Raw genomic sequence first — 25,777 nt, forward strand, 5'->3', positions numbered from 1 at the left:
CTCCTTCTGTTATATTTTTTTATGCGTCGCTACACTATAACTTTGAATACAAAACCCCTTCTTGTTTAAAAACCGAACACTTAAATTTCGATCTACTTTATTATGAACAATAAGATGTATCGGTTTATTTGGTATTTCATAATAGTACCGCTTTAAATACGCATACGGTATACACATAACTTTAGAAGTATGATTACCGTGACTCTCTGTATAGTCACGCACATCTATAACAATAACATCCTCACTTTGTCTTACTTGCTCTATTGAAATATGTGCAACATGTAAAACAGGAACGTAACGTTTTAATGTATTTCCCATTATCAATACTATTATGGGTATGACTATATAAAACATATATGATTATCCTCTTTACTTCTAATAATGAGCAGAGAATACCCTCCACTTATCATTGAAATATTATGCTTTCTTGATCCAAAACTTTAATTCGCCTTCTTCTTCCGTATGTTTTAACACTTCATGACCGCCTTTTTGTGACCATGCTGGAATATCTTTAATCGCGCCTTTATCTGTTAAGTGTACTTCTAACACTTCACCTGATTGTAATGCCTCCATCGCCTTCTTTGTTTTTACAATTGGCATTGGACACGCTAATCCTTTTACATCTAATACTTGCTTTGCATTCATCTTATATACCTCCACTTTTTTATAATTAAGCCTTCTTAATCCAAAACTTTAATTCGCCTTCTTCTTCCGTATGTTTTAACACTTCATGACCACCTGTTTTTGACCATGCTGGAATATCTTTAATCGCGCCTTTATCTGTTAAGTGTACTTCTAACACTTCACCTGATTGTAATGCCTCCATCGCCTTCTTTGTTTTTACAATTGGCATTGGACACGCTAATCCTTTTACATCTAATACTTGCTTTGCATTCATCTTATATACCTCCCATTTTTATTTCATTTGAAATCGAATTAATCATGAACAGCACAACGGTTTGGACCAATCTCCATTTCACGCTCTTCTTCTTGACTTGGGTTTAATTGCCCCATATTTGTTTGACGAATTTCTTGATATGCATTCGGTTGAGGTGGTAAATTCTCTGTTACAACTTTACGAAACTCTCTCTCATCCTCAATATTTAATCCTGCATTATACTCAAATAAATCTTTTAATTTTGCGCTAACAATTCCACTCTCGTTCATTTCACTTATTTTTGAATAATGAGCCGGCAACACAATTAAACTTTGAGATAGTTCTTTATATCGGCTATATAAAGTATTACGTAAATCACTTACCCAATCTTCAGCTTTCCCAGCAAGATCCGGACGCCCAATCGAATCTACGAATAAAATGTCCCCTGATAATAAATACTCATCATCTACAATAAATGAAGTACTACCAATTGTATGTCCCGGCGAATAGATTGCTTCGATATCAATCTTTGTTTCCCCAACAGTAATTACAGCACCTTCTACAAGTGGTTCGTAAGAAAATACAACTTCTTCCGCATCTTTCGGCGGTAGCCAATACGTCCCATTTACTTTCTCAGCTAACTTACGACCTCCTGAAATATGATCGGCATGCAAATGCGTATCCATTACATTTGTAATTACAGCACCTTGTTCTTTTGCAAATTCCTCATATGCCTCAACTGTTCGTACTGCATCAATAACAGCTGCTTTTCCTTTAGAAATGACCATATATGATAAGCAACCTTTTCCAAGGCGGTTAAACTGATACATACTTCCGCCATCTTTTAAATCCCCAACTTTTATAGGCTTTACATATTCACTCCAAGCCTTCATACCACCAGCTAAATAATAAATATTTTCTAATCCAGCCTCTGTTAATTGCTCTGCCACAAATATAGAAGACCCTTCTTTTGCACATACTACTAAAACATCTTTATCTTTAGGTAATTCACTTACAATATGATCTACACCCTCTAATAAATCAAAGTACGGCACATTCATTGAAGTAACTTCTTTCCCTTCAATTTTCCAGTTTTCATAATCCGCTTCATTACGTACATCTAAAATAAATAACTCCTCAAACATAACCTTTTCTGCAACATCTTTTGCTGCTAAATGTTTAACCTTCATTCTATTACCCCCTACGGTATATTTATACTTAAAATTTTTTCCTTATCTTTTTTCTATCTTTCCATTCCAATGCAGCATGCCAGGAATAACATTCTTAACATTGTTAAACCCTTGCTTCTCCAATAGTTGACAAGCAAGATCACTGCGATTTCCTGTTCGACAAACAACATAAATTGGTTTTATTTGACTTAAAACACCTTGTTTTTCTTCTAACTCACCCAATGGAATTGAAATTGCAGATGAGATGTGTCCAAATGCATACTCAGCTTCTTCCCTTACATCTAAAATAATGCATTCTTCATCAGCTAGTAACTTTTCTTGTAATTCCTCATTTGTTACTGTATGAGCGTATTTTACTAATTCGTTTATCTCTTGCGCACTCGCTTTTCTTACATAATGTTTTAAAGTATCTCCCTCTTGCTTTGTACCTATATATTGATGACCAACATTATTGGCCCAACTTTGTAAATCTGCTGTAGAGCCTTTATCTGTTGCTTCTATTTCAATCACTTGCCCAGATTGTAATGCCCCCATCGCCTTTTTTGTTTTCACAATCGGCATCGGACATGCTAATCCTTTACAATCTAAATGTGTATCTACCTTTATACTCATATTGACTTCCTCCTCAAAAAAGTATATATACATATACCTGTACAGGTATATTAAAATGTTATTTAAAATCTGTCAACAAATAAGTTTGACAGATTATCGGCTTTTTACTAGTAATTGAACAGCTTCTTTAATAAGATCCTCATTGGAACCATCACCTTTTTCAAACTGTTCACGTAAACATTGTTCCAAATTTGTTCCCACAATTAATCCAATCGAGCGATCCAATGCAGCACGAGAAGCAGTTAGTTGTGTGATTACTTCCTTACAATCTTTTCCTTCTTCCATCATACGAAGCACACCACGAACTTGCCCTTCAATACGCTTTAATCGATTTTTTATATCTTGATTATATTCCATTCTATAATCACCTCATTACCATTATGTCACTATTTATAGCTTATGACAATATATTATACCCTGTAGGGTATTTTGTAAAGCCCTTAATTTAAATTTTTTAACCTAAATGTGAAAAAAGCATATCGTGAGACTTCTATCCTTATTTTTTGAGCCTATACAAAGCTGAATTTTACGAGCAGCAATCTCCCACCAATTTTTAAATTGGAAGATTCACTGCCCGTTAATGCGGGATAAACATCAATATACAATACGGTCTGGTAATACTGTTCCGTATAATTTAAAGCCACCATCTACATTCTTTACCTTATATCCTTTTTCCATTAACATGCGCGCTGCAACATACCCTCTCATACCAAGTTGACAAGTAATATATATTTCTTTGTCCACTGGCACTTCATCCAAACGATCACGTAATTCATCTAACGGAATATTAATAGAACCATTAATCATTCCCTGTTTTAGTTCATTAGGCTCTCGAACATCAATAAGATACCCACCATTTTCAACAATACGATCTATTTCATGCCATTGTACCGTGTCCACAAAACCATCTACTATATTACTTGCCACATACCCCACCATGTTTACTGGGTCTTTTGCAGAAGAATACGGGGGTGCATATGATAATTCTAAATCCGGTAAATCGATTACAGTTAAATTTGCCTTCATTGCCGTTGCAATAACATCGATACGCTTATCTACCCCGTCACGTCCTAAAGCTTGTGCTCCATAAACTTTTCCGCTATCTTTATTAAAAATTAATTTTATTAGCACTGGCGTAGCATTTGGATAGTACCCTGCATGAGAATTTGCCTGTACATGTACTACCTCATAGGGTATATTTAATCGTTTTAATATTTTCTCATTTACTCCAGTCGTAGCAACTGTTAAATCAAAAACTTTAGCCACAGAAGTTCCCATCGTACCTTTATATAAAGAATCCGTATGACCATGAATAATATCTGCTAACATGCGACCTTGACGATTAGCTGGCCACGCTAAAGGAATCATTGTTTCTGTTTCTGTAACAAAATCTTTCACTTCAATCGCATCACCAATTGCATATATATGTGGGTCTGATGTTTGAAATTTCTCATTTACCTTTATCGTTCCTCTAACTCCTAGTTCTAATTCTGCATCCTTCGCTAAACTACTCTCTGGTTGTACACCAATTGCTAAAATAATCATATCAGTCTTTATTATTGAACCACTTTTTAAACGTACAACAGTCCCGTTCTCTTCTAATGCATCTACACCATCTTCAAAAACAAGCTCAATATTGTGATTTTTTATATGCTCATGTACATATGCTGCCATTTCATAATCGATTGGTGGCATCACCTGATTTGCCATCTCTACAAGAGTAACATCAATTCCTCGTTCTCTTAAGTTTTCAACCATTTCCACTCCAATAAATCCTCCACCAATAACCGTCGTATGACGTGGTTTCTTCTCATCAATGTACGCTTTAATACGATCTGTATCAGGTACATTTCGTAATGTAAACAAAGCCTTTGCTTCTTCAATACCCGGAATAGGTGGAATAATTGGTTTCGCCCCTGGTGAAAGAATTAAAACATCGTATTCCTCGTTATATGTTTCATTTGTAGTTACATTCTTTATAGTAATTGTTTTCTCTTCTTTATTAATCTTTACCACTTCACTTAATACACGTATATCTAAATTAAAACGCTTTGACATCTTTTCAACAGTTTGTACTAACAATTTTTGTCTTTCTGTAATTACACCGCCAATATAGTATGGTAATCCACAATTTGCAAATGAAATATATTCACCGCGCTCAACCATAATAATTTTATCTTCTTCACTTAAACGACGAAGCCTTGCAGCTACTGATGCTCCACCAGCAACTCCACCTACTACAACAATTTTTCTAGACATATTTCAAACCTCCACATTATTTATTATTTAATTTCCTCATGTATCACATACAGAAAACTTATACCCGTATGGGTATATAATAAAATATAAAAAAATTATTTTCAATATATATATCTTTCTTTCACAAATTCGAAACAAATAAAAAAAAAGAACCTAGACATCTCCAAGTTCTTTTACGTATAGTTCTTTAACTTTCTGCACAATTAAATCTGCCGTGTTCTCCTCAGGTGGCATCAATAAATTCGTAGCTGGCCCATACACAATAGGGTTCAACTCTACTTCATACCCACCATATATAAACTCTTCACTTGTCGGTAAATAACCAATATATCCATTCGTATATCCACCAAAGAAAGCTAGTTCATTTTGAAAACTCTCTTTCATTTCTAAAGCAGTTTCTGAAAAAGGTTCCATCGGTATTCCAGAGAACATCCCATCATTAATTTGAAACAGTTGAACTTCTAAATCTATACTTAACTGCCGAATATCTTGCCTATATTTATTTAAAACGATAGTAAGCCATTCGTCAGTATTCACCCCCCACTGCTTCTCTGCTAATTGGGCCATTCTCTTTATCTCTTCAATTTCTGGAATATCTTTTAATTTCATGCGCATCATAGCCGAAATAGTTCTTAGATTTACAATTGGGCTATATGTAGCTGTTGGTAACATCGTTAATACGTGTCCACTAAGTACGTAAGCCATTTGTTTTAATGCTTCCTTCGAACCTCGGTACTTCGCATTCACATTTCCAGCTGCACCTTGAACAATAATAACAGGACAGTTTACTATCTTCTCAAGAATCTCTCTCGTCATTCCAGGGTAATCCGCTGATAATGCATCACTATCTCCTTTTAAAACATTCGGATGCGCAGTACAAAATACTACAATCCCAGATAGCTCCTTCGTTTCAGCATCCCTCATTGCTAAAATACCAATTCGTTTATCTACAATACCATCTATATTTGTGCCCATCTTTGCTTTTCCATCAGATGTTCTCTCTCTTCGGTTTACTCCAATATCACCTGTCGTAACACCCCATCCAACTTCACATGACCTCATGTTGTTATTCGCAGTAACAGCCCCCTGCACTACATTATTTAGTAAAATCGTTTTATAAGACTTTATTAAAGGGTGATTACCGACTGTTTCCGGACCAGAGTGAGTATGCGTATAAACAACTGTTATTTGCTCAAATGGTACATGAAGCTCACTAGCTACTCGTTCCCGAATCATCGTTGTATCTTCTACTAACATCCCGATATTATCAATACTTATAAACACAGTTTTCATTTCATCTTTTTCAAATACAAAGATTGTCCCATAAATGTGCTCTTCAATATTATTAATTCCTGTATCTCTATGATATCCGATAAAATCAATGCCCAAAGGCGGTGTAATATCCACCTTGCATACCCCTATTTTGCTCATTTGAATTGCTCTCCTTCTATATATCCCATCTTCTTAAGCATAGCATATTTACCATTTTCCAAATAAAAAGAACAGACAAGAAATTCTTTGTCCGTTCTTTTTATTACATCACACATACTTCCGATGCACCATCTTCCCATCATAAGAAAACACAACGCCCTTACTTTCCACAATGGACTCCATATGCACCGTTCTTCCCCATAACTGATGAATGTATGGCAATACTTTTTCTAAGTATTTTAAATCTAGTTCAATTCCTTCGTAGCTATGTTTAATGTACAGTTCTCCATTCTTTAAGTAGTCTCCATCTTCTACTACTAGGTACGGGAAACCTCCATTTGTGCGCATATTTACAAGTTGATCGCGTACATGTTCCCACTCTTTATCAATTACTTTATATTCTTTTCCTTGGCGCTGGAATAAGTACATATCTTCTCGCATTACGAGTTCTTTATTTAAGTAGTTTCTTAGGAATGATACGTCCCATTCGATTTCGCGTACTTCAAAGATTTTCTCACGACCAGATCCTGGTTTTACACCACGTCGCTTCATTTCTTCTGTCGGGTTGTTGTAGCGTTCTTCAATATCCTCAAACATTTTAATACCGAGGTAGTATGGATTAATACTTGTTTTTGATGGCTGTACGACACCTGCGTTTAATTTCGCAAATTCAATTGCTTCATCAGATGTTAAATCCATTTCACGAAGTATGCGTTGATGCCAGTAGGACGCCCAGCCTTCGTTCATGATTTTCGTTTCAAGCTGTGGCCAGAAATATAACATTTCCTCACGCATCATCGTTAATATGTCGCGCTGCCAATCTTCTAACTCACGGCTATATTCTTCAATAAAGAGGAGTAAATCTTTCTCTGGTTGCGGTGGAATTTTCTTCTTTTTACGTATATTAGAGCGCTCTTGTTTTTTATTTCGGTTATCTAGATTCCATAAATCATCGTATTGTGATGCCTTTTTCTTTTCTACTTCTTCTTCTAAATCATCAATACTCCATGCCAATTTCGGACGCATAAGTGACGGATCAATATGTTCCTGAATAGCGAGTACGGCATCTAAAAATGTTTCTACCTCTGCCTTTCCGTATTTATGCTCATATGCTTTCACACGGTCCGCTGTTGCCGCCATACTCTCCACCATATCACGTTTCGTATTAGAGAAACGAATATTATTTTTAAAGAAATCACAGTGCGCTAAAACGTGCGCCACGATTAGTTTATTTTGAATTAAAGCGTTCGTATCTAATAAAAAGGCGTAACATGGATCAGAGTTAATAACGAGTTCATAAATTTTACTAAGTCCCAAATCGTATTGTAATTTCATTCTGAAAAATTGCTTTCCAAAACTCCAATGTGAAAACCTCGTCGGCATCCCATATGCACCAAATGTATAAATAATTTCCGCTGGACATATTTCATAACGCATCGGATAAAAATCAAGCCCAAATCCAGTCGCAATTTCAGTAATTTCCGCAATCGCATATTGCAGTGCTTTATCGTCACTTGCTCTCATTATTTTCCCTCCTTACACTTTCCCTTAAGAAAGTGTATGATGAGGAACAAGCTTTCATGAGGATTGATTGCATAATAAAAAGACACCCTCGCAAAAACGAGAATGCCTTTTTCCAATTACCCTTCAATAATCTCCATCTTCTCCGTAATCGGCGTACGCGCTTTTCCTTCTGGTGCTTTATCGAAATAGCCGATATGAAGAATTCCAACAATGCGTTGGCCTCTTGTTAAACCGATTCCTTCTATAAATAGTGGATTGTAGTTTAATCCACCTGATTTCCAAACACATCCTAAGCCGCGCTCCCAAGCAAGCAATTGGAAGTTTTGCATAAATGCACATGTTGCAGCGTAATCTTCGTCACGTTGAATTTGACGTGGATCTTCTTCAATGTAAACAACGATTTGTGCAGGTGTGCTTAAGAAACGGTCAGATAAAATTTTGCCGCGTTTCGCTCTTTCTTCTTCTGTGAAAGAGTTTAATACTGCGTCTACTAATTTCTGACGGCCTTCTCCAATGTATAATTTACAATTCCATGGCTCACGGTGTTTATGATTTGGTGCCCATGTTGCGTCGTTTAATAGTTCAATTAATAGCTCTTTTTCTACTGCTTTATCTGTAAATGTACGAACAGAACGTCTTTCTTTAATAACGTTTGCGATGGAAGTATATGTAGTCATATTTTTCTCTCCCTTATTTTTATCTATATGTATAAGTTTATTATTGATATTGATTTTCAATTTCGATTATAACCTAGTTTTTCACTATTAATCAATGTTTTATGTTGGAAAACTAATAAAAACTTTATTTCATACTGTGAATAAAAAAACTTAACTTGTTCACAAGTTTTTCACATTTTATGGAAATGATATGTGTAAAGTTTTCCACATTATCCATCTAGGAGGAATTTATATGTACAAGAAAATCGCAGTAAGTATGACTATGGCAGCATTATTATGCGGAGTATCTATCTTCCCTGTTTCTGCTGCTACGCCAGTTCCATCAAAAGAAGCGATGATGCACCATCATAAGCCTATTTCAGAAGAAGAAATGAAGTCACTCGAAAAACTCGGCTATAACAAACATGAAATATGGAAAGCTGCCCACATTGCAAGAATAAGCAAAAAAGAAATTAAAGATGTTTTAGCTTACTATAAGCAAAATAAATCTTGGGAGAAAACGGCACAGCATTTCGGTGTAGACCCAAGTAAATTGAAAAAGCATCATATGAATAAAGAAACGAAAAAAGCATTGCTACAAGAGCTAGCAAACATGCACAAATCTACACCGAATCAGCTAAAACAAAAAATGAAAGAGTATAACATCGGCTTACGTCATCTCGCGGTGTTAACAATCATCGCTCAAAAAAGTAATACCCCTCTCGATGATGTACTGAAAATGAAAAAAGATGGAATGAACATTAAACAAATTGCAGAAAAATTAAATGTAAAAAAAGAAGATATACGAGCAGAAATGATTAAATTAGTGAAGTCTATTAAAGAAAAGAAAACAAGTTAACATGCCAAAAAGGAAGAGGTATTCAATACTCTTCCTTTTCTTTATGAACTTTCTAATTTTCAAGTATAAATTCCCGCCTTTCCCAAAAACTAACATAAGTAAATGATGTATGTAAGAGGTGAAAAAATGTTTCGTTCAACATCTAAAAAGAAGAAAAAAACAATCTGTTCCATTCCAGAATTTATCCACACTATGAAAGGGTCTAGTGATTTCGTTTCTTATAACATCGTAGAAGATGGGACGTTATGTTTGTTTTATTATAAATCTACAGCTGAATCACTCCTCATTAATCGATTCATTTTAACACCTATAAAAAGAGAATTAGATCACATTGAAAATATAAGTGACATAGCAAATATCGTCACACTTGAGGAGATTATCACCGGCCCTTCTATTGATGATATTCGTGAAAAATTATTAAGTGGGTATGTACTCATACAGCTAAAAAATGATTCTCGCTCAGCAGAATATGCACTTATTCGTGCCGAAAGTTCAGTTGTAGGTACACGGTTATATAACGATACCGAAAATGAATATAGTGTAATTGGTCCAAAAGTCGGATTTGTTGAAAATATTGATACGAATACACACTTACTTCGCCGAAATATTGTAACGGAGCAATTAGTTTTCAAAGAAGTTGTAGTTGGCTCTATATCAAAAACAAAGGTCGTAGTTGCTTACATCGAAGGCATTACGAATGAACAGCACGTTAATACCGCAATGCAGCGCCTACAAGACATTGACTTTGATGTTCCTTTCGATGCGACTATGATTGAACAATTTATTAGCGATAACAGTAACTCTCCCTTCCCTGTTTTACTACCTACAGAGCGCTTAGATCGTTCTGTTTATGCACTCATTAATGGAGGGGTTGTCATTTTAACAGACGGTTCCCCTTACGCATTAGCTGGACCAGCGACGTTACTCGATTTCTTTGTCTCTCCAGAAGATTATTATTTACCATGGGTAGCAGGCTCTTTTCTTCGGATGGTTCGTTTTTTTGGAGCAGCATTCTCTTTATTTTCGTCAGCTATTTATACAGCTGTATTAACGTATCACTATCAAATGATTCCAGCTGATTTACTTGGCCCAATTATTTATTCTAGAGCTAACGTACCGTTCCCACCTGTTTTAGAGGCTCTTTTTTTAGAAATTACAATTGAATTACTTCGCGAAGCCGGGGCACGATTACCGACAAAAGTTGGACAAACGATCGGTATTGTTGGGGGGATTGTAATAGGACAAGCATCGGTAGAGGCTGCTTTAACGAGTACCATTTTATTAATTGCGGTTGCCTTATCCGCACTTGCTTCTTTTACAACACCGACGGTAAAAATGTCTTCTACTATTCGGTTATTGCGCTTTCCGCTCATTATTTTGGCCGGGGCATTTGGAGGCTTAGGTCTTATTGTCGGATTCGTATTTATTTTAGCGCATTTAATTCGTCTAAAATCACTTGGCTCACCTTATTTATTACCGTTATATCCATTTCGAGGTTTAGGTACTGCAGAAGGACTACTGCGCTTACCATTTAGCCAAACTGCAGGGCGTGCCTCTTTTCTGAGACCGAAAAAGAAGTGGCGCTATGACCCAAACAACGCAAAAAGGAAACGTGATGGTGAAAAGAAATGAAAATTTTTTTACTATGCTTTACCATTATCATTTTTATTTTCCAATCAGGTTGTACGCAACCGAATATAGTTGATACGCAGCGAATTATTCATGTGGGCGGATTCGATATAACGAAAGATAAACAATTCCGCGGAACAATTCTCTATCCAGATTATACAAAGGGTGTGCAATCAAAGCCACAAACTCAGTCAACAACTGCAGGCACAATTGAAACAATATCTTCACGCTTAAATGCCAAATCACCACATACTGTCGCTGTAGGTCAAATGCGTGTTGTCCTATTTGGAAAATCATTTGGTGAACGTGGAATTAGTGACGTTATTAATAACTTACAGCGTGACCCTAACATTGGCCGGGATGTCCAGCTAGCACTTGTAGATGGTTCAACAGAAGAACTTCTCAAACACGTCAAAGCAAATGGATCACTATATCTTTCTGATTTACTTGAACAAAATATAGAAAATGAGACGATTCCTCGGACCGCTTTAAATATTTTTCTATATAACTTTTATTCATCAGGATGCGATTCATTTCTTCCTTACATTCAAGTGGATGAAGACCAATCAGCTTCCATTAAAGGTCTCGCTTTTTTAAAAAAGGATAAAGTAGCTATGTATACAGATAAAAAAGGGTCTTTTTTATTAAAATTACTCATTAATCCCACTAAAAATGGGCGTTATGAAGTTCCAATACGCCAAGGTAAACATAAAGGATTAATCGCCACTCAAAACTTATCTGGAGATAGTGTTTGTGACGTTACTCAAGATGGTGATATTCCGAAAGTTCACATCCGTTTAAAACTAAATGGACTCATAAAAAGCGCACCAGATTGGCTTGATTTATCGAAAAATGAAAATATAACTTACGTCAAAAAACATGTCGAAAAAACACTTGAAAAACATTTAAACGAATTAATAAAACAATTCCAAGAAAAAGAAATTGATCCGATAGGTCTACGTGAAGAAATTCGTAGTCACTCGAGAAAATGGAGTATGAAACAAATTCAAGAAATGTATCCTAGCCTAGACGTTGCGGTTAATGTGCAAATTAATGTCGTACAATCTGGTATCGGAGAATAATGAGGTGCTAAAATGGCTAAGCAAAATAAAACAAATACTGTTTCCCCTTATTTCGCATTTCTTTTATTACACTCCCTTCAAATTGGAGTAGGTGTGTTAGGATATCAACGAATTATTGCACAATACGCTGGATATGACGCTTGGATTTCCCTTATTGTTGCTGGTATTGCGACTCATATCGCGCTATTTTGCATGCTAAAAATGTTAGAAAAAGATAATGATTTAATGAATATTCATACAACATGTTTCGGGAAGTGGATTGGGACCTTTTTTTCCGTGTGCTTTGCCGCATATCTTCTATTATTTTGTCTTACTGTTCTTCGTACATATATTGAAGTCATTCAAGTTTGGGTCTTCCCTACAATTAAACCATGGAAATTAACTTTATTATTTTTACTCGTGACTTACTACGTAATAAAAGGCGGATTCCGCTCTGTAACAGGAATGTGTTTTTGGGGCGTCATAATACCGATTTTCGTAGTACTCTTTTTAGTTTTCCCAATGAAATACGCACATTTCCGTAACATTTTACCTATTCTCACCCATTCACCCATAGACATTCTAACTTCAGCTAAAGCTTCTGCATTAGAGTTTCTTGGATTTGAAGCAATACTTATCTTTTATCCGTTTATTGAAAAAGGGAAATCTCTAAAGAAATGGGCACATGGCGGGATTGTTTTTACAACTATTTTATACGTATTATTAGCAATCGTTTCCCTTATGTACTATAGTCAAGGACAGTTGCACCACACCATTTGGCCTACATTAACGATGCTAAAAATCATTAAAATTCCCTTTATTCAGCGATTTGAATACATAATTATATTCGTATGGTTCCTTATTATTTTACCTAACCTTTGTTTAACGATTTGGTCTTCTTGCCGTACTATTAAGCGTTCTTTTCATATACCATTTAAAATTACATTGCCACTTTTTATTGTAACTATATTTATCTCATCCCTATTTTTCACAAACCGTGAGAGTATTAATACATTAAATACAGTACTATCAAAGGCTGGCTTATATATCGTATACGTTTATATACCGATTTTATTTCTATTCCATTCACTGCGATGGCACTTCAAAAATCGTTCCAAAAAAACTTCTCCCTAGGTGTGCTTCAGTCTGATACAATTTTATTAATACATTTGTAAAGGGGACAAGCAGATGAAAAAATATGTATTTTCTTTACTTGCAGTACTGAGCCTAATTCTTACTGGATGCGGGAGTACTGGTACAAATGAAAAAAAGTCTTCTGAATCAAAAGAAGAGCATGACCACGCATCACATACTCAGCAAACTGACATTCAAGAAAAGACAAAAGGAGTCGACACACTCCCAACCTTCCTAGACAAGCTTGATCCACAAATGAAAGACATCTACACTGTCGCTGGACAAAATGCTGAATTATTAGATTGGATTCCTTGTTACTGCGGTTGCGGCGAAAGTGTAGGACATAAAAATAATAAAAATTGCTTTATTCGTGAAATCAAAAAGAATGGTGAAGTTGTTTGGGATTCCCATGCAACAACTTGTGTAAATTGCCTAGAAATTGCAGTTGAATCCGCTTCGATGAAACAAAAAGGAAAATCAACGCTTGAAATTCGTAAATACATTGATAATAAATATAAAGAAGGATATGGAAGACCAACCCCTACGCCAATGCCAAAAGCTTAAAAACGAGGAGATACCTCGTTTTTTCTTTTCATTCACCTTTTTTCTTAACAAATTCTTTCAAGTGTATTTCTCCTTGCTTGTCACACACTATATATAACTCCTCGGTAAGGAGGGTACACAGTGCAAACATATAACGACTATGACAAAGCTCTCTATTACACGTATTGTTGTAATTGGGATAAATTACTCGTTCTAATGGTTCAAACGAATGATCAGTTATTTTCTAAGCGTATTGAGCATTTCCTTCACGCTTACCAATATAGCAAAGAATTACCTGAAGTTGATAAACAATTGCAGCTTCTATTTCAATATATTGACCATGCATCACAAAAATCACATGTAGAAGAAGTAGAGCAAATTCAAATGTAAAATATAGCGCTATTCTCTCTAAGAGAATGGCGCTTCTTGAATTATTTATATAATTCCGAAGTTTCCCCTTACAAAACTTTTATTGATAAAAATATTTACTCTTTCTTTTCTCTACCACTTCATACTATAATTTAGTATGTAACTATTATAAGAGAGGTATAAAATATGGGACGAGAAAAAAAGCAAGAATATGCTCTATTTACTGCATGGGGAGCTTCTTTTATTGCTACGCTAGGTAGCCTATACTTTTCCGAAATCATGAAATTTGAGCCTTGTGTCCTTTGTTGGTATCAACGCATCTTTATGTATCCATTCGTTTTATGGCTCGGCATTGCTGTAGTAAAAAAAGATTATCGTATTGCAAGTTATTCCTTACCAATTGCAAGTATTGGTGCTTGTATTTCTTTATATCACTATGCAATCCAAAAAATTTCAGCACTATCAGCTGCAGGAGCAGCTTGCGGACGCGTACCTTGTACGGGAGAATACATAAACTGGTTCGGCTTTGTGACAATCCCGTTTTTAGCACTAATCGGCTTTATCACAATTGCTATTTGTAGCTTTATTGTAATTAAAAACAAATAAGGAGCTGAAAAAATGAAAAAAATGCTTATATTTGGCGGTATTATTATCGTCTTATTTGCAGCAATCTATGGTGTAACACAAATGGAAGAAAAAAACGCATCGACAAGTCAAAAGCTTAATAATAATAGTACTAGCCAAACAAACGGTACGGACTACTATACAAATAAAATCGCTCTTCCAGATCTTCAGAAAAATTTAGAAGAGAAAAAAGAACAAACAGTATACTTTTATCAAACAACTTGCGTTCATTGCCAAAAAATATCTCCTATTGTCGTACCACTTGCAAAAGATTTAAATATCGATATGAAAGTTATGGATATCGAAAAATTGGACGCTCCTTGGGATGACTATAAAATTAAAGGCACTCCAACAATCATTCATTTTAAAGACGGTAAAGAAGTGAGCCGTGTTAGCGGAGAACAATCAAAAGAAGCATTTACAAAATGGTTCGAAAAAACAAAACAAGAATAGGAAACTCCTTCTATACATGAAATGGGTGTAAAATCCCACACTAATGTATAAGGAGGGGGTTTTATGCCAGAAGTAAGATGCTCTGTTTCCAATTGCTCATTTTGGGGACAAGGTAACTTTTGTCAAGCAAGTGCAATCGTTGTTCAACCCGATGCACAACAAGCAGATCAAATTGAAAACGATTCCTATACAAGCGCAACTTTAACAAATGAGACGCTTGAAAGCTCTGTAACGACGAGTGTAGAAACTTGTTGTCAAACATTCAAGCCAAAATATTAAACACAAAAGCATACGATTAGTCGTATGCTTTTTTACATTCCCCTCCAAAAATCATGCATCATAAAAAAGTATAAAACGACGAGAATGACCGTCCCACATAAAGTGATACGCCGATATATACTCCTCTCTCCTTCCCTTGCTTTAACAAACGCCCAAATAAATCCGAAGAACAATATTAAATCAATATACGGAACATAAAAGGAAAATACGAGTAACGCATACAAATACACGATAAATAAACAAATCGTTACTAAGAAAATTTTAAATGCAAATTCACTTTTCATAATATAACCGCCCCCAATCCGTACTGTATTATATTCATGAAAAAACAATAGTTGCAGTTAAAATCAAAGCACAAATAAGCTACCGTCTATTTACGGTAGCTATTACGGGACATTATATTTCCTTTTATAGATGTTACTCAAAATCGAATACGGTAATTGTTCATAACGAATTTTCTCTCCAGTTTCATCTATTATATACAAATTATTTCCTATATAATATACTCCATTTTTCCATTTCGAATATACTACATATCTTTCATTTGGCAATACTGTTTTTACTTTCGAAAGCTGTCCATTTGGCTCTTGCCAATATATATTTAAACGATCAACTAACGTAAGACTCCCGATTTGTTCCTCTTCTACTTTACGACCATTCCAGCTCACAACACGATAACCAAGCTTATACGCTTCATATTCAGGACTCGTATAAAAACGAGAAATAATTACTTTTGTCTGTAATTGTACCCGATCATATAACCATTGTATGTCCCGATCATGCATGCGAATACAACCATTCGACTCCCGGCTTCCAATCGTCCATTCCCGATTTGTTCCATGAATTGCATATTCCTTTTTATCCAAACCTAGCCACCTCGTACCGAGAGGATTATTCGGTGCACCCCCAGCTATTTTTTTACGATGGTAGTCTTTATTTTTATATTTACTTATAATACAAAAATTACCTTCAGGCGTCGGGGTACTGTCTCTTCCTGTCGTTATCGGAAATGTCCTAGTATAGTTTCCATCTTCAAAAAAAGATAGCTGATTCGTCGTAAGGTTAACTAATATTAGATGATCTGTATTAGCAAAAGCGCTAGCTGGTAGGCAGAAAAATAAGATTGCGATAAACCAGACTTTTTTCATCTAAATCCTCCCTAGCACTAACATCATAATAAATGCAATTAGCTTTACTTTGCTCTTATAAATGAAAACTATCCATTTACAATAACGCCACCATTTACATGTATCATTTGTCCCGTCACATAAGCCGAATCACTAGACGCTAAATATACATATGCAGGTGCTAATTCATACGGCTGACCAGGTCTTTGCATCGGGACATTGCTCCCGAACTGTGATACTTTTTTCTTATCAAAACTTGATGGAATAAGCGACGTCCAAATTGGCCCTGGCGCAACACCATTTACACGAATTCCTTTTTGTACAAGGGACTGAGAGAGTGATCTTGTAAAGGCGACAATTGCTCCTTTCGTTGCAGAATAATCGATCAACGTTTCATTTCCTTCATACGCAACGATAGATGCCGTGTTTATAATTACATCCCCTTGCTTTAAATGAGAGAGTGCTGCTTTTGTAACATGAAAATAAGAAAAAATATTAACACGGAACGTTTTTTCTAGCTGTTCCGCTGTAATATACTCTAACCCTTGCTGCGGATACTGCTGTGCAACGTTATTCACTAGAACATTTAAACTCCCCAGCTGTGAAACAGTCTTTTCCACAATATCTTTACAATGTTGTTCACTACTCAAGTCCCCCGGCAGTAATATGCAATCCACGCCTTCTTTTTCAACAAGTTGTTTCGTCTCGTTTGCATCTTCATCCTCATCTAAATAAGCAATCGCAATATTTGCTCCCTCTTTTGCAAAAGCAATGGACACAGCTCGCCCAATGCCACTATCTCCCCCTGTAATTAATACATTCTTTCCTTTTAACTTTTCGCTTCCTTTATAATTTGGATCTTCAAATTGCGGAAGAGGATTCATTAACGATTCAATACCAGGCTGCTTATTTTGATGTTGCGCTGGCATTGTTAAAAAGTTTTTTTGCTGTGGCATAACTTCCTTCAACTCCTTTTCCTTATAATGTGCACAATAATAAAAACTACTTACACATTAAAAAACTGTAATTCACACGCATCTTCACGATTAATATTCGAATTTAAGACATAAAATATGAATTGTTCTAAAGTTTTTATGTAAAACTATTGCAAAATAGATAAAAAACGAATATTATATATAACTGTTGTGGAAATTATTCGTAAAAAGAAAGGATGTTTATATGTTTAACCTTTCAAAACATAAAACTTCTATTAAAACTGAAATTATGGCAGGTATTATTACCTTTTTAACAATGGCATATATCATTGTCGTAAACCCTGTCATCCTTGGGGATGCAGGTGTTCCATTTGAACAAGCATTTACAGCAACAATTATCGCTGCTGTTGTCGGAACATTATTTATGGCAATCTTTACAAACTTACCAATTGCAATTGCACCAGGTATGGGATTAAATGCTTACTTCTCTTACTCTGTTGTAAAAGCTCATGAAGGCATGACTTTCGCAATTGCATTCTCTGCTGTATTCGTAGCAGGTATGATTTTAATTTTGTTATCATTTACATCTTTCCGTACAAAATTAATGGAAGCAATTCCTGAAAACTTAAGACATGCAATTACTGCTGGCATCGGTCTTTTCATCGCCTTTATCGGTTTACGTTTAACAGGTATCGTTACAAAAAATGATGCAAACTTAGTTGGACTTGGAGATCTTCACTCTGCTCCAGTACTACTAGCATTAGCTGGACTTGGAATTACAATTGTCCTTATGTCTTTAAATGTAAATGGCGCGCTATTTATCGGAATGCTATTAACTGGTATTATCGCTTTCTTCACAGGACAATTAACTTTCTCAAACGGTGTTACATCAATGCCTGGATTACCAGAAGGAATTATTGTTTCAAATCCAATTACTGCTGTATCTGATGTAATTAACTACGGATTATACGGCGTTGTTTTCTCATTCTTCCTTGTTACACTATTCGATACAACAGGTACATTACTTGGCGTTGCACAACAAGGTGGATTTATGAAAGACGGAAAGCTTCCAAAAGCAGGACGAGCTCTTCTATCTGACTCATTCTCAGCAACAATCGGTTCTATGTTCGGAACAACACCATCAACAGCTTATATTGAATCATCTGCTGGTGTTGCTGCCGGTGGTCGTACTGGTTTAACGACAGTTACAGTAGCTGTTCTATTTGCATTAGCAGCGTTCTTCGGACCATTAGTAAGTGCCATTTCTGGTGTATCAGCTATTACTGCACCATCACTAATTATCGTTGGTAGTCTTATGATGGGCTCTGTTCGCCACATTGATTGGGATGCATTTGATGAATCATTCCCAGCATTCTTAGTAATCTTAAGCATGCCACTTACATCAAGTATCTCAACAGGTATTGCACTTGGATTTATTTCATATCCACTTATGAAAGTGGCAAAAGGTAAATTCCGTTCGGTTCACCCACTTGTGTATTTATTCGGAATCTTGTTCGCTTATCAATTGATATTCTTACCACATTAAAATCCCTCGTTGTCAGGGGTTTTTTATTTATTAAAAAACATTTGACAACAGTACATAGTTATGGAATAATTCGAAATAGTTAAATATTCGATGTCTTATCAAGAGCAGGTGGAGGGATGAGCCCTACGAAGCCCGGCAACCGACCCATTTATGGGCACGGTGCTAATTCTTACAACACATTGTGTTGAAAGATAAGAGTAATATGATAAGACGTCTTTTCTATATGAAAAGGCGTTTTTTATTTTCACTCCCTCCCCTCTCTTCTTAGTTTAGGAGGGATTTTTTTATGAAGAAATTTTGTTCCATAGCACTTATTTTTCTCTTACTTACATTAACAGCTTGCACAAATGAACAAGATGCTGTCTCTTCACAAATGCAACAACCGGTGAAGAAAGTGACTACTACAGCAGAAAATCATTTACAAACAGAAATTCCAAGCCAAGTAAAAAAGCCATTAAAAATCGCATTAATTATGCAAATGTCCATCGGAACTTTTTCCTCTCAATATATTGAGGGTGTCAAAAAACAAGTTGAGCTATTCGGTGGCAGTGTGCAAGTCTACAATTCTGATAATGATTTAGCAAAAATGGCAGCAAATCTAGATACTGCTATTAATTCAAAAGTTGATGGTATTTTAATTGATCACGGTCGCTCTGAAGCACTAAAACCCGGAGTAGAAAAAGCATTACAAGCGAACATTCCTGTAGTAGCATTTGATAACGACCTACACTTACCAGGCGTAACGATTATTGATCAAGATGACTATAGTCTCGCATGGAAATCATTAAAAACGTTAGCGGAAGATTTGAATGGACAAGGGAATATCGCCGTCGTATGGGTTGGCGGATTTGCTCCAATGGAACGTCGCAATGTTATCATCGATGCTTTTTATAAACGTTATCCAAATATAAAAGAAGTTGCACGCTTTGGTACTGCTAGTAATAACACACCACTTGATACACAAACACAAGTAGAAGCTTTACTAAAGAAATATCCGAAAAAAGGGGATTTACAAGCTATTTTCGCTTCGTGGGATGAGTTTGCTAAAGGGGCCGTCAAAGCACTCGAACAAGCTGATCGTACAGATATAAAAGTATACGGCATTGACTTAAGTAATGAAGATTTACAACTCATGCAAAAAGAAAATTCACCTTGGACTGCTACGGCTGCAACTGATCCGGCTGAAGTCGGTAAAGTTCAAGTGCGCTTCTTATACAAAAAAATCGCTGGTGAACAAACGCCGGATATTTACTCACTAGAACCTTATTTAGTAAAGAAAGATAGTTTACCAAAAGAAAATATAACAATGGATCAATTATCAAAACATATAAACGGTTGGGGAGACTCGAAAGATGCATATTCCCCTTGGATGAAAAAATTAGAGAAGGAGAAAAAATGATGACATTCTCTCTTCAAAACATTACACATTCTTATCACATCGCTACCCCTGTACTAGAAGATGTTTCTATTAACATACAAAAAGGAAAAGTTCACGCTTTACTAGGAATGAACGGCGCGGGAAAAAGTACTTTACTAAAAATAGCAACTGGTGAAATTCAGCCAGTTGCTGGGGACATAAAAATTGATAATCAGCCTATTTCCTTTACTTCGCCACGAGATGCGAAAAAGCATGGTATTTCTTTCGTAACACAAGAAGTGGATCACGGACTTATTCCTGGATTATCTGTATTAGAAAATGTACTAATCGATCATTTAACAATGCAAAATAGAGTACTATTTTCAAAATCAAAATTAGTAGCACTCGCGAAACAATATTTGCAAGCTGTACAGGTAGATTTAAATGTTTCGGAAGATGTTTCAAACTGCTCATTACATGAAAAACAATTACTTCTCATCGCAAGAGCCCTATCTAACAATACAAATTATCTTTTATTAGATGAGCCAACTTCTTCTCTTGGGCCAAAAGAAGTGGAAACCTTTGGGAATCTCTTAAAAGATTTAACATCAAAAGGTATTGGTATCATCTTGATTTCTCATCGTTTATCCGAGATTCGAAAATTTGCGGATGAGGTAACTGTATTACATAACGGTAAGGTTACACTATCTGAAGCTATTACAAAGATTACAGATCAACAAATTGTTGAAGCAATGACTGGAAAACAACTCTTACTTCCTATTAATACAGCACCAAAATTCGGGAGTGAAGAAATATTAAAAGTACAAGAGCTTCAATTACACAAAGACCATTCTCCCCTTTCTCTTACAGTACGAAAAGGAGAAACTGTTGTGATATACGGATTAATTGGAAGCGGAAAAACAACGCTTGCTGAAACTTTATTTGGTGCTCGCCATACTTATCGTGCAAAAATAAACGGCCAAAATATAACGATTAAAACACCGCGAGATGCAATTAAAGCGAAAATCGCACTTGTACCAGAAGAAAGAAGAAAACAGGGCTTATTTCTTTCGGAAGATATTATAAGTCACACAAATTTACACCAATCTGGTTGGAGACGAAAACAACCCGAATTACATAATGCTACTGCGGCAATTACTACTTTCAGCATCTCACCAAATGATCCAAAAGCATTTATTCATTCACTTAGCGGAGGAAACCAACAAAAAGTCTCGATTGCAAAGTGGGATGGATTCAAACCTAATCTATTTCTTTTGGACGAGCCAACTAAAGGTGTAGACGTCGCTGCGAAACAAGACATTTTTCAATTCATTCGCAACACTACAAAAGACGGAAATTCCGTAATTTATTTCACAGGAGAACAAGATGAAGCGCTACATATCGCCGATCGTATTCTTATACTAGCAAACGGCGAATTTGTAGGCGAGTACTTGCCGAATGACCTATCTTCTGAACAGCTTTTACATTTATCTGAAGGGAGCTATTCCATTGAATCTCGTTCATAAAACTAAAACTAAGAAATTATATTTACCTACCCATCTTTTTTATCAATTTAGCACAATCGCTATCATTATAGGCGTTACAATTTTTTTCTCTATCGTCAACGATTCTTTTTTAACCTACAACAATATTAGTGATATTTTACGTTCCATTTCTATTGTAACGTTACTTGCAATCGGTGTTACCTTTACATTAATTGTAGATGGATTTGATTTATCAGTCGGCTCTACCGCTAGTCTAGCAACAATTGCGGCCGCCTCCTGTCTCGTTTTATATCGACAAGAACTATTAGTCACACTTCTTATTCCTATTCTTTGTGGTCTATTAGTTGGATTATTAAATGCACTACTCGTTATCCGAATTAAACTACCAGATTTGCTAGCTACATTAAGTATCATGTATATCGTGAATGGACTACACTTAACATTCTCAAAAGGATCTTCTATTTATGAAGGAATGTCTGGGGCCACAGGACATTTTATTCCATCCTTTTTATTTATCGGTCAAGGCTCCGTTTTAGGGATTCCAGTCCCTGTCATTATCATGCTTATCGTTGTTTTCATTGCACATCTTTTTTTAGAAAAAACAACATACGGTCGTTTCTTTTATATGACAGGTGGGAATCGAGAAGCTGCTAGATTAGCGGGTATTCCTACCGATCGTTACCGTGTATATGCTTATATGATTAGCGGTTTACTAGCCTCTATTGGCGGCATTATTCTATGTAGCCGCGTTGGAACAGGACAAGTTTCAGCTGGTGCCCCATTATTAATGGATGCAGTCGCAGCTGCCTACATCGGTTATGCAATGTTCGGTGCCAAGAAACCAAATGTCATCGGAACATTTCTCGGCTCCATACTAATTGGCATCATATTAAATGGACTCACAATGATGAACGTTCCTTATTATGCACAAGATATCATTAAAGGCAGTATTTTAATTACAGCTTTAGCCTTTTCATTTATTAAAAAGAAGTTTAAATAAAAAAGTAGTGCATCGAATTCCGATGCGCTACTTTCCTTTTGCAACAATCGTACGAACTACTTTTAACGCAAGTAGTAAGAGAAGGTTCGCTACTGCTACAAGTCCTAAGAAGACTGCTATCATCAGCTCTCCCATTCCGTTATTAATTACAAACATAATAGAAGAAATAAAAGCCAAAATAAACAAAATTAACGTTGGTATATATTTAACAGGAGGCTTCTTATATGCTTTTTTAGAAAGAAGAAATGTAACTAACAACGTCATAATAAAAACAAAATACACCGCAAATAAGAAAATCATCCAAACGCCTCCTCTCTATTCAAACCTCTTAACTATAAAAAGACCCCTCCAAATATAAAGGGAGCTTACAATTTGTTAATACTTCTCATCTACCTGTAATTCTTTACTATACTTTTGAATGAAAACTGATGAAATAACCATCACGATCCCTACACTAAACCCAATAAGCTGATCTAATAGCATTTCATCATGAATAAGCCAGCGAAGTAAAAATACGCCGCCAAAAATAAGCATTGCAGTAAATCCAGTATGTCTAAGTCCTTTATATACATTTTCCATATGTATCACCTCTCCACATACTTTTATCCATATTATACCATAATCAGAAACGTGTATAACCATTTCTAAAATATCATTCGGCATTCAAACCAATAACAAAAAAGACTGCAGAGAACTCCTTCTCCACAGCCTAATTATTATTTTTGCAAAAACGCCTGTAAATCTGCAAATTGTCTCTTCGCATCTTCATAGCCTTGCTCATATAGATTTTGTAGTTTTGCTGTATCTTTTTCCATACGGTCTACTTGAAGCGGCACTTCTGGACGAATAACAAATAAATTACCCGCTTGTTCTTCTTTTTCAATGTAGTGAAGTGTTTCATTATATACTTCATAACGAGTCAACATCGTATTTACAAGGTTGGGATATTTTTTATAAGCCTTTGCTGCAACCCAGCCAAACTTTGATTTTTTCTTCGCGTAACCATGATTTCTCGTCAAAATAACGACTGATTTTTTAAATCCATCTTCCTGTGCTTTACGAACTGGAATCGGATCAGAAATCCCGCCATCTAATAATTGCTTACCTCTGTAGTCTACTACCGGTGCAATAAATGGCAATGAACTAGACGCTTGCAATAAATTTAAGGCATCATCATTCGTTCCCTCTTTTTCAAAATAAACAGGTTGTCCAGTTTCACAATCTGTTGTTCCTACAAGGAAACGCTCTGGACTATTAAAGTATGTTTCAAAATCAAACGGTACATGCTTTTCTGGAATTTCATGAAAAATGAAATCCATATCAAATAATTGACGCTTTTTCCATAAGTTTTTATACGATAAATACTGTGGATGTGATGCATAATCAATATTTACTGTTTTATTTCTATTTCTTTGTCTGGAAAGATACGACGCTGCATGGCAAGCACCAGCTGATACACCGATTACATATGGAAAATATAAATTTTGTTCCATAAAGTATTCTAGTATCCCACCAGTATATACTCCGCGCATACCGCCGCCTTCTAATACTAACCCCGTATTTTCAAGCATGTTACTCTCTCCTCTTTCTATATATTGACTCTTTAATTATTCACTATGTTAAGTATCTTTTTCTATTATATATGAGTTCTTTCAGAAACTATATTCAAAAGGCTTGAAAAAAAAGAATTTCTTCTTCCTAGTGATAGCACCACATCACTATCAGGCTAGCGAAATATCGCTACGACTTCTTTAAATGAATTATTATAAATAATCCCAGTTTTTTAATTTTAAATATTCAGAATTGAAATTAAAATATATAATAAGATGATGGGGATGAAATTACAAATTATAGATAACGAGGGAATAGGGATGAAATTACAATTAAAAGCTGATTTAATGCTACTACTGGTTACATTTTTTTGGGGTGCATCCATCCTACTTACAAAGGTTGGCCTTGATGACATAGAAGAATATAATTTAATCGCATTACGATTTATTATTGCCTTTCTTTTATCAGGTTTAATATTTTACAAACACTTATTCAAAATTGATTTTAAAACTGTAAAATATGCTTTTATATTAGCTTCTGTTTTATTTATAGTTTATATTTTTGCGACTTTCGGTACAAAGTATACAAGTGTTTCTAATGCAGGTTTCTTACTAAGTCTCACTGTCATTTTCATTCCAATATTATCATCTATATTTTTAAAGCACATTCCTGAAAAGAAAGTTATATTAGGAATTGTTTTAACGATAATAGGAATCGGATTATTAACATTAAATAGTGAATTTAAGATCGGTAACGGCGATATATTTTGCATATTGTCTGCTTTATTTTATGCGATTCACGTCATCATTACGGGCACAGTAACGAAACATGTGAATTCAATTGCTCTTGGGGTAATACAACTCGGCTTTGTTGGCCTATTTAGTCTTATTTTTTCATTCATTATAGAAACCCCAAAACTTCCAAGCACTATTGATTCATGGCTAATCACCTTAGCCTTAAGTATATTTTGCACAGCAGTCGCATTCATTGTTCAAGTTATTGCCCAGCAATACACCACTCCCACACATACAGGTCTTATTTTTTCATTAGAACCTGTTTTTTCCGCAGGTTTTGCCTTCTTTTTCACGGGTGAAACACTCACACTTAAAGGCTACTTAGGTGCAACTCTCATATTATTAAGTGTATTAATTGCTGAGCTAGATTTTAAAAGTTTATTAAAACTCAATTATAAGAAGAATATGGAATAGATATTTCGCCAAGATAGATATACATCCACGTTGAGGGGCTTCATTTAT

General features: G+C 35.5%; 30 protein-coding genes and 1 riboswitch. Of the genes, 14 read left to right on the forward strand and 16 right to left on the reverse strand.

Annotated elements, in window-relative coordinates; all coding sequences use genetic code 11:
* Positions 1-9: 9 nt before the first annotated feature.
* The 10 genes from ACTFQM_RS11180 to ACTFQM_RS11225 all read right to left on the reverse strand — a co-directional run bounded on the left by ACTFQM_RS11180 (position 10) and on the right by ACTFQM_RS11225 (position 8,570).
* Positions 10-354, reverse strand: coding sequence for a sulfurtransferase (locus tag ACTFQM_RS11180; protein ID WP_440034331.1), 345 nt, complete (start codon positions 352-354; stop codon positions 10-12).
* A 63-nt stretch (positions 355-417) separates the two neighbouring features.
* Positions 418-645 carry a sulfurtransferase TusA family protein gene (locus ACTFQM_RS11185; protein WP_440034332.1) on the reverse strand — a complete coding sequence of 76 codons (228 nt, stop codon included), beginning with the start codon at positions 643-645 and terminating at the stop codon, positions 418-420.
* A 25-nt stretch (positions 646-670) separates the two neighbouring features.
* Positions 671-898, reverse strand: coding sequence for a sulfurtransferase TusA family protein (locus ACTFQM_RS11190; protein ID WP_327903953.1), 228 nt, complete (start codon positions 896-898; stop codon positions 671-673).
* Positions 899-936: 38 nt separating this feature from the next.
* Positions 937-2,067, reverse strand: coding sequence for an MBL fold metallo-hydrolase (locus ACTFQM_RS11195; RefSeq protein WP_440034333.1), 1,131 nt, complete (start codon positions 2,065-2,067; stop codon positions 937-939).
* 42 nt (positions 2,068-2,109) lie between these two features.
* Positions 2,110-2,679 (reverse strand): sulfurtransferase TusA family protein, encoded by a 570-nt coding sequence (locus ACTFQM_RS11200; protein WP_440034334.1) that lies wholly within the window; start codon positions 2,677-2,679, stop codon positions 2,110-2,112.
* Positions 2,680-2,772: 93 nt separating this feature from the next.
* Positions 2,773-3,036: a metal-sensitive transcriptional regulator gene (locus ACTFQM_RS11205; RefSeq protein ID WP_440034335.1), complete on the reverse strand. Its 264-nt coding sequence runs from the start codon at positions 3,034-3,036 to the stop codon at positions 2,773-2,775.
* Between the two features lie 237 nt (positions 3,037-3,273).
* A complete protein-coding gene (cdr, locus tag ACTFQM_RS11210; RefSeq protein WP_440034336.1) occupies positions 3,274-4,938 on the reverse strand; it encodes a CoA-disulfide reductase in 1,665 nt (554 codons plus the stop codon).
* Between the two features lie 153 nt (positions 4,939-5,091).
* The gene (locus ACTFQM_RS11215; protein WP_440034337.1) at positions 5,092-6,369 is read right to left on the reverse strand and encodes a neutral/alkaline non-lysosomal ceramidase N-terminal domain-containing protein; all 1,278 of its coding nucleotides are present in this window, start codon (positions 6,367-6,369) and stop codon (positions 5,092-5,094) included.
* A gap of 108 nt (positions 6,370-6,477) precedes the next feature.
* Entirely contained in the window at positions 6,478-7,893 is a 1,416-nt protein-coding gene (gene spoVR / locus ACTFQM_RS11220) for a stage V sporulation protein SpoVR (protein ID WP_440034338.1), read from the reverse strand.
* A gap of 116 nt (positions 7,894-8,009) precedes the next feature.
* Positions 8,010-8,570 (reverse strand): nitroreductase family protein, encoded by a 561-nt coding sequence (locus ACTFQM_RS11225; protein WP_440034339.1) that lies wholly within the window; start codon positions 8,568-8,570, stop codon positions 8,010-8,012.
* Between the two features lie 232 nt (positions 8,571-8,802).
* Here ACTFQM_RS11225 and ACTFQM_RS11230 point away from each other — a divergent pair, with 232 nt between their 5' ends.
* The 9 genes from ACTFQM_RS11230 to ACTFQM_RS11270 all read left to right on the forward strand — a co-directional run bounded on the left by ACTFQM_RS11230 (position 8,803) and on the right by ACTFQM_RS11270 (position 15,500).
* A complete protein-coding gene (locus tag ACTFQM_RS11230) occupies positions 8,803-9,408 on the forward strand; it encodes a hypothetical protein (protein WP_440034340.1) in 606 nt (201 codons plus the stop codon).
* Positions 9,409-9,534: 126 nt separating this feature from the next.
* Entirely contained in the window at positions 9,535-11,040 is a 1,506-nt protein-coding gene (locus ACTFQM_RS11235; RefSeq protein WP_440034341.1) for a spore germination protein, read from the forward strand.
* On the forward strand, positions 11,037-12,119 hold the full coding sequence (gene gerYC / locus ACTFQM_RS11240; protein WP_440034342.1) for a spore germination protein GerYC: 1,083 nt from the start codon (positions 11,037-11,039) through the stop codon (positions 12,117-12,119). Before ACTFQM_RS11235 ends, gerYC begins: the two co-directional genes overlap by 4 nt.
* A gap of 12 nt (positions 12,120-12,131) precedes the next feature.
* Positions 12,132-13,232 (forward strand): GerAB/ArcD/ProY family transporter, encoded by a 1,101-nt coding sequence (locus ACTFQM_RS11245; protein ID WP_440034343.1) that lies wholly within the window; start codon positions 12,132-12,134, stop codon positions 13,230-13,232.
* Between the two features lie 54 nt (positions 13,233-13,286).
* Positions 13,287-13,796: a PCYCGC domain-containing protein gene (locus tag ACTFQM_RS11250; RefSeq protein ID WP_025150220.1), complete on the forward strand. Its 510-nt coding sequence runs from the start codon at positions 13,287-13,289 to the stop codon at positions 13,794-13,796.
* Between the two features lie 120 nt (positions 13,797-13,916).
* Entirely contained in the window at positions 13,917-14,165 is a 249-nt protein-coding gene (locus tag ACTFQM_RS11255) for a YhdB family protein (RefSeq protein WP_001195459.1), read from the forward strand.
* 165 nt (positions 14,166-14,330) lie between these two features.
* A complete protein-coding gene (locus ACTFQM_RS11260) occupies positions 14,331-14,750 on the forward strand; it encodes a disulfide formation protein C (protein ID WP_002150462.1) in 420 nt (139 codons plus the stop codon).
* A 12-nt stretch (positions 14,751-14,762) separates the two neighbouring features.
* On the forward strand, positions 14,763-15,221 hold the full coding sequence (locus ACTFQM_RS11265) for a thioredoxin domain-containing protein (protein ID WP_440034344.1): 459 nt from the start codon (positions 14,763-14,765) through the stop codon (positions 15,219-15,221).
* 63 nt (positions 15,222-15,284) lie between these two features.
* Positions 15,285-15,500: a DUF1540 domain-containing protein gene (locus ACTFQM_RS11270; protein ID WP_002170469.1), complete on the forward strand. Its 216-nt coding sequence runs from the start codon at positions 15,285-15,287 to the stop codon at positions 15,498-15,500.
* Positions 15,501-15,532: 32 nt separating this feature from the next.
* Here ACTFQM_RS11270 and ACTFQM_RS11275 read toward each other — a convergent pair whose 3' ends face one another.
* The 3 genes from ACTFQM_RS11275 to ACTFQM_RS11285 all read right to left on the reverse strand — a co-directional run bounded on the left by ACTFQM_RS11275 (position 15,533) and on the right by ACTFQM_RS11285 (position 17,583).
* Positions 15,533-15,784, reverse strand: a complete 252-nt coding sequence (locus ACTFQM_RS11275) for a hypothetical protein (protein ID WP_328064051.1) — start codon at positions 15,782-15,784, stop codon at positions 15,533-15,535.
* 102 nt (positions 15,785-15,886) lie between these two features.
* Complete coding sequence (locus tag ACTFQM_RS11280) at positions 15,887-16,648, reverse strand: L,D-transpeptidase (RefSeq protein WP_440034345.1); 762 nt, start codon at positions 16,646-16,648, stop codon at positions 15,887-15,889.
* Positions 16,649-16,716: 68 nt separating this feature from the next.
* A complete protein-coding gene (locus ACTFQM_RS11285; protein ID WP_440034346.1) occupies positions 16,717-17,583 on the reverse strand; it encodes an SDR family oxidoreductase in 867 nt (288 codons plus the stop codon).
* 223 nt (positions 17,584-17,806) lie between these two features.
* Between ACTFQM_RS11285 and ACTFQM_RS11290 the strand changes: the two genes are divergently transcribed.
* From ACTFQM_RS11290 to ACTFQM_RS11305, 4 genes are all read left to right on the forward strand, one after another.
* Positions 17,807-19,108, forward strand: coding sequence for an NCS2 family permease (locus ACTFQM_RS11290; RefSeq protein WP_002170465.1), 1,302 nt, complete (start codon positions 17,807-17,809; stop codon positions 19,106-19,108).
* 92 nt (positions 19,109-19,200) lie between these two features.
* A riboswitch (SAM riboswitch) is annotated at positions 19,201-19,306 on the forward strand.
* An 88-nt stretch (positions 19,307-19,394) separates the two neighbouring features.
* Positions 19,395-20,507, forward strand: coding sequence for a sugar ABC transporter substrate-binding protein (locus tag ACTFQM_RS11295; protein WP_440034347.1), 1,113 nt, complete (start codon positions 19,395-19,397; stop codon positions 20,505-20,507).
* Positions 20,504-21,991, forward strand: a complete 1,488-nt coding sequence (locus ACTFQM_RS11300) for a sugar ABC transporter ATP-binding protein (protein WP_440034348.1) — start codon at positions 20,504-20,506, stop codon at positions 21,989-21,991. The genes ACTFQM_RS11295 and ACTFQM_RS11300 overlap by 4 nt, the downstream gene beginning before the upstream one ends.
* Positions 21,975-22,970, forward strand: a complete 996-nt coding sequence (locus tag ACTFQM_RS11305) for an ABC transporter permease (RefSeq protein ID WP_002170462.1) — start codon at positions 21,975-21,977, stop codon at positions 22,968-22,970. Before ACTFQM_RS11300 ends, ACTFQM_RS11305 begins: the two co-directional genes overlap by 17 nt.
* A 27-nt stretch (positions 22,971-22,997) precedes the next feature.
* Here the strand turns inward: ACTFQM_RS11305 and ACTFQM_RS11310 are convergent, their stop codons facing one another.
* The 3 genes from ACTFQM_RS11310 to ACTFQM_RS11320 form a co-directional block, all read right to left on the reverse strand.
* The gene (locus ACTFQM_RS11310; RefSeq protein ID WP_048373676.1) at positions 22,998-23,270 is read right to left on the reverse strand and encodes a hypothetical protein; all 273 of its coding nucleotides are present in this window, start codon (positions 23,268-23,270) and stop codon (positions 22,998-23,000) included.
* Positions 23,271-23,345: 75 nt separating this feature from the next.
* Positions 23,346-23,549 carry a hypothetical protein gene (locus ACTFQM_RS11315; RefSeq protein ID WP_048373720.1) on the reverse strand — a complete coding sequence of 68 codons (204 nt, stop codon included), beginning with the start codon at positions 23,547-23,549 and terminating at the stop codon, positions 23,346-23,348.
* 137 nt (positions 23,550-23,686) lie between these two features.
* Complete coding sequence (locus ACTFQM_RS11320; RefSeq protein ID WP_071717816.1) at positions 23,687-24,541, reverse strand: patatin-like phospholipase family protein; 855 nt, start codon at positions 24,539-24,541, stop codon at positions 23,687-23,689.
* 300 nt (positions 24,542-24,841) lie between these two features.
* Here ACTFQM_RS11320 and ACTFQM_RS11325 point away from each other — a divergent pair, with 300 nt between their 5' ends.
* Positions 24,842-25,729 (forward strand): DMT family transporter, encoded by an 888-nt coding sequence (locus ACTFQM_RS11325; protein ID WP_025150205.1) that lies wholly within the window; start codon positions 24,842-24,844, stop codon positions 25,727-25,729.
* Positions 25,730-25,777 lie beyond the last annotated feature (48 nt).

It is taken from the genome of Bacillus cereus group sp. MYBK30-2, assembly GCF_051915945.1.
In the GTDB taxonomy this organism is placed as follows: Bacteria; Bacillota; Bacilli; order Bacillales; family Bacillaceae_G; genus Bacillus_A; species Bacillus_A paramycoides.

Bases quoted from the DNA above. Each gene is read 5' to 3' on its own strand.
- ACTFQM_RS11295 (WP_440034347.1), top strand. From the start codon at position 19,395: ATGAAGAAATTTTGTTCCATAGCACTTATTTTTCTCTTACTTACATTA.
- ACTFQM_RS11260 (WP_002150462.1), top strand. From the start codon at position 14,331: ATGGGACGAGAAAAAAAGCAAGAATATGCTCTATTTACTGCATGGGGA.
- ACTFQM_RS11215 (WP_440034337.1), bottom strand. From the start codon at position 6,369: ATGAGCAAAATAGGGGTATGCAAGGTGGATATTACACCGCCTTTGGGC.
- ACTFQM_RS11245 (WP_440034343.1), top strand. From the start codon at position 12,132: ATGGCTAAGCAAAATAAAACAAATACTGTTTCCCCTTATTTCGCATTT.
- cdr (WP_440034336.1), bottom strand. From the start codon at position 4,938: ATGTCTAGAAAAATTGTTGTAGTAGGTGGAGTTGCTGGTGGAGCATCA.
- ACTFQM_RS11290 (WP_002170465.1), top strand. From the start codon at position 17,807: ATGTTTAACCTTTCAAAACATAAAACTTCTATTAAAACTGAAATTATG.
- ACTFQM_RS11325 (WP_025150205.1), top strand. From the start codon at position 24,842: ATGAAATTACAATTAAAAGCTGATTTAATGCTACTACTGGTTACATTT.
- ACTFQM_RS11320 (WP_071717816.1), bottom strand. From the start codon at position 24,541: ATGCTTGAAAATACGGGGTTAGTATTAGAAGGCGGCGGTATGCGCGGA.
- ACTFQM_RS11185 (WP_440034332.1), bottom strand. From the start codon at position 645: ATGAATGCAAAGCAAGTATTAGATGTAAAAGGATTAGCGTGTCCAATG.
- ACTFQM_RS11275 (WP_328064051.1), bottom strand. From the start codon at position 15,784: ATGAAAAGTGAATTTGCATTTAAAATTTTCTTAGTAACGATTTGTTTA.
- ACTFQM_RS11310 (WP_048373676.1), bottom strand. From the start codon at position 23,270: ATGATTTTCTTATTTGCGGTGTATTTTGTTTTTATTATGACGTTGTTA.
- ACTFQM_RS11225 (WP_440034339.1), bottom strand. From the start codon at position 8,570: ATGACTACATATACTTCCATCGCAAACGTTATTAAAGAAAGACGTTCT.
- ACTFQM_RS11235 (WP_440034341.1), top strand. From the start codon at position 9,535: ATGTTTCGTTCAACATCTAAAAAGAAGAAAAAAACAATCTGTTCCATT.
- ACTFQM_RS11180 (WP_440034331.1), bottom strand. From the start codon at position 354: ATGTTTTATATAGTCATACCCATAATAGTATTGATAATGGGAAATACA.
- spoVR (WP_440034338.1), bottom strand. From the start codon at position 7,893: ATGAGAGCAAGTGACGATAAAGCACTGCAATATGCGATTGCGGAAATT.
- ACTFQM_RS11205 (WP_440034335.1), bottom strand. From the start codon at position 3,036: ATGGAATATAATCAAGATATAAAAAATCGATTAAAGCGTATTGAAGGG.
- ACTFQM_RS11195 (WP_440034333.1), bottom strand. From the start codon at position 2,067: ATGAAGGTTAAACATTTAGCAGCAAAAGATGTTGCAGAAAAGGTTATG.
- ACTFQM_RS11265 (WP_440034344.1), top strand. From the start codon at position 14,763: ATGAAAAAAATGCTTATATTTGGCGGTATTATTATCGTCTTATTTGCA.
- ACTFQM_RS11280 (WP_440034345.1), bottom strand. From the start codon at position 16,648: ATGAAAAAAGTCTGGTTTATCGCAATCTTATTTTTCTGCCTACCAGCT.
- gerYC (WP_440034342.1), top strand. From the start codon at position 11,037: ATGAAAATTTTTTTACTATGCTTTACCATTATCATTTTTATTTTCCAA.
- ACTFQM_RS11200 (WP_440034334.1), bottom strand. From the start codon at position 2,679: ATGAGTATAAAGGTAGATACACATTTAGATTGTAAAGGATTAGCATGT.
- ACTFQM_RS11300 (WP_440034348.1), top strand. From the start codon at position 20,504: ATGATGACATTCTCTCTTCAAAACATTACACATTCTTATCACATCGCT.
- ACTFQM_RS11230 (WP_440034340.1), top strand. From the start codon at position 8,803: ATGTACAAGAAAATCGCAGTAAGTATGACTATGGCAGCATTATTATGC.
- ACTFQM_RS11270 (WP_002170469.1), top strand. From the start codon at position 15,285: ATGCCAGAAGTAAGATGCTCTGTTTCCAATTGCTCATTTTGGGGACAA.
- ACTFQM_RS11250 (WP_025150220.1), top strand. From the start codon at position 13,287: ATGAAAAAATATGTATTTTCTTTACTTGCAGTACTGAGCCTAATTCTT.
- ACTFQM_RS11285 (WP_440034346.1), bottom strand. From the start codon at position 17,583: ATGCCACAGCAAAAAAACTTTTTAACAATGCCAGCGCAACATCAAAAT.
- ACTFQM_RS11190 (WP_327903953.1), bottom strand. From the start codon at position 898: ATGAATGCAAAGCAAGTATTAGATGTAAAAGGATTAGCGTGTCCAATG.
- ACTFQM_RS11315 (WP_048373720.1), bottom strand. From the start codon at position 23,549: ATGGAAAATGTATATAAAGGACTTAGACATACTGGATTTACTGCAATG.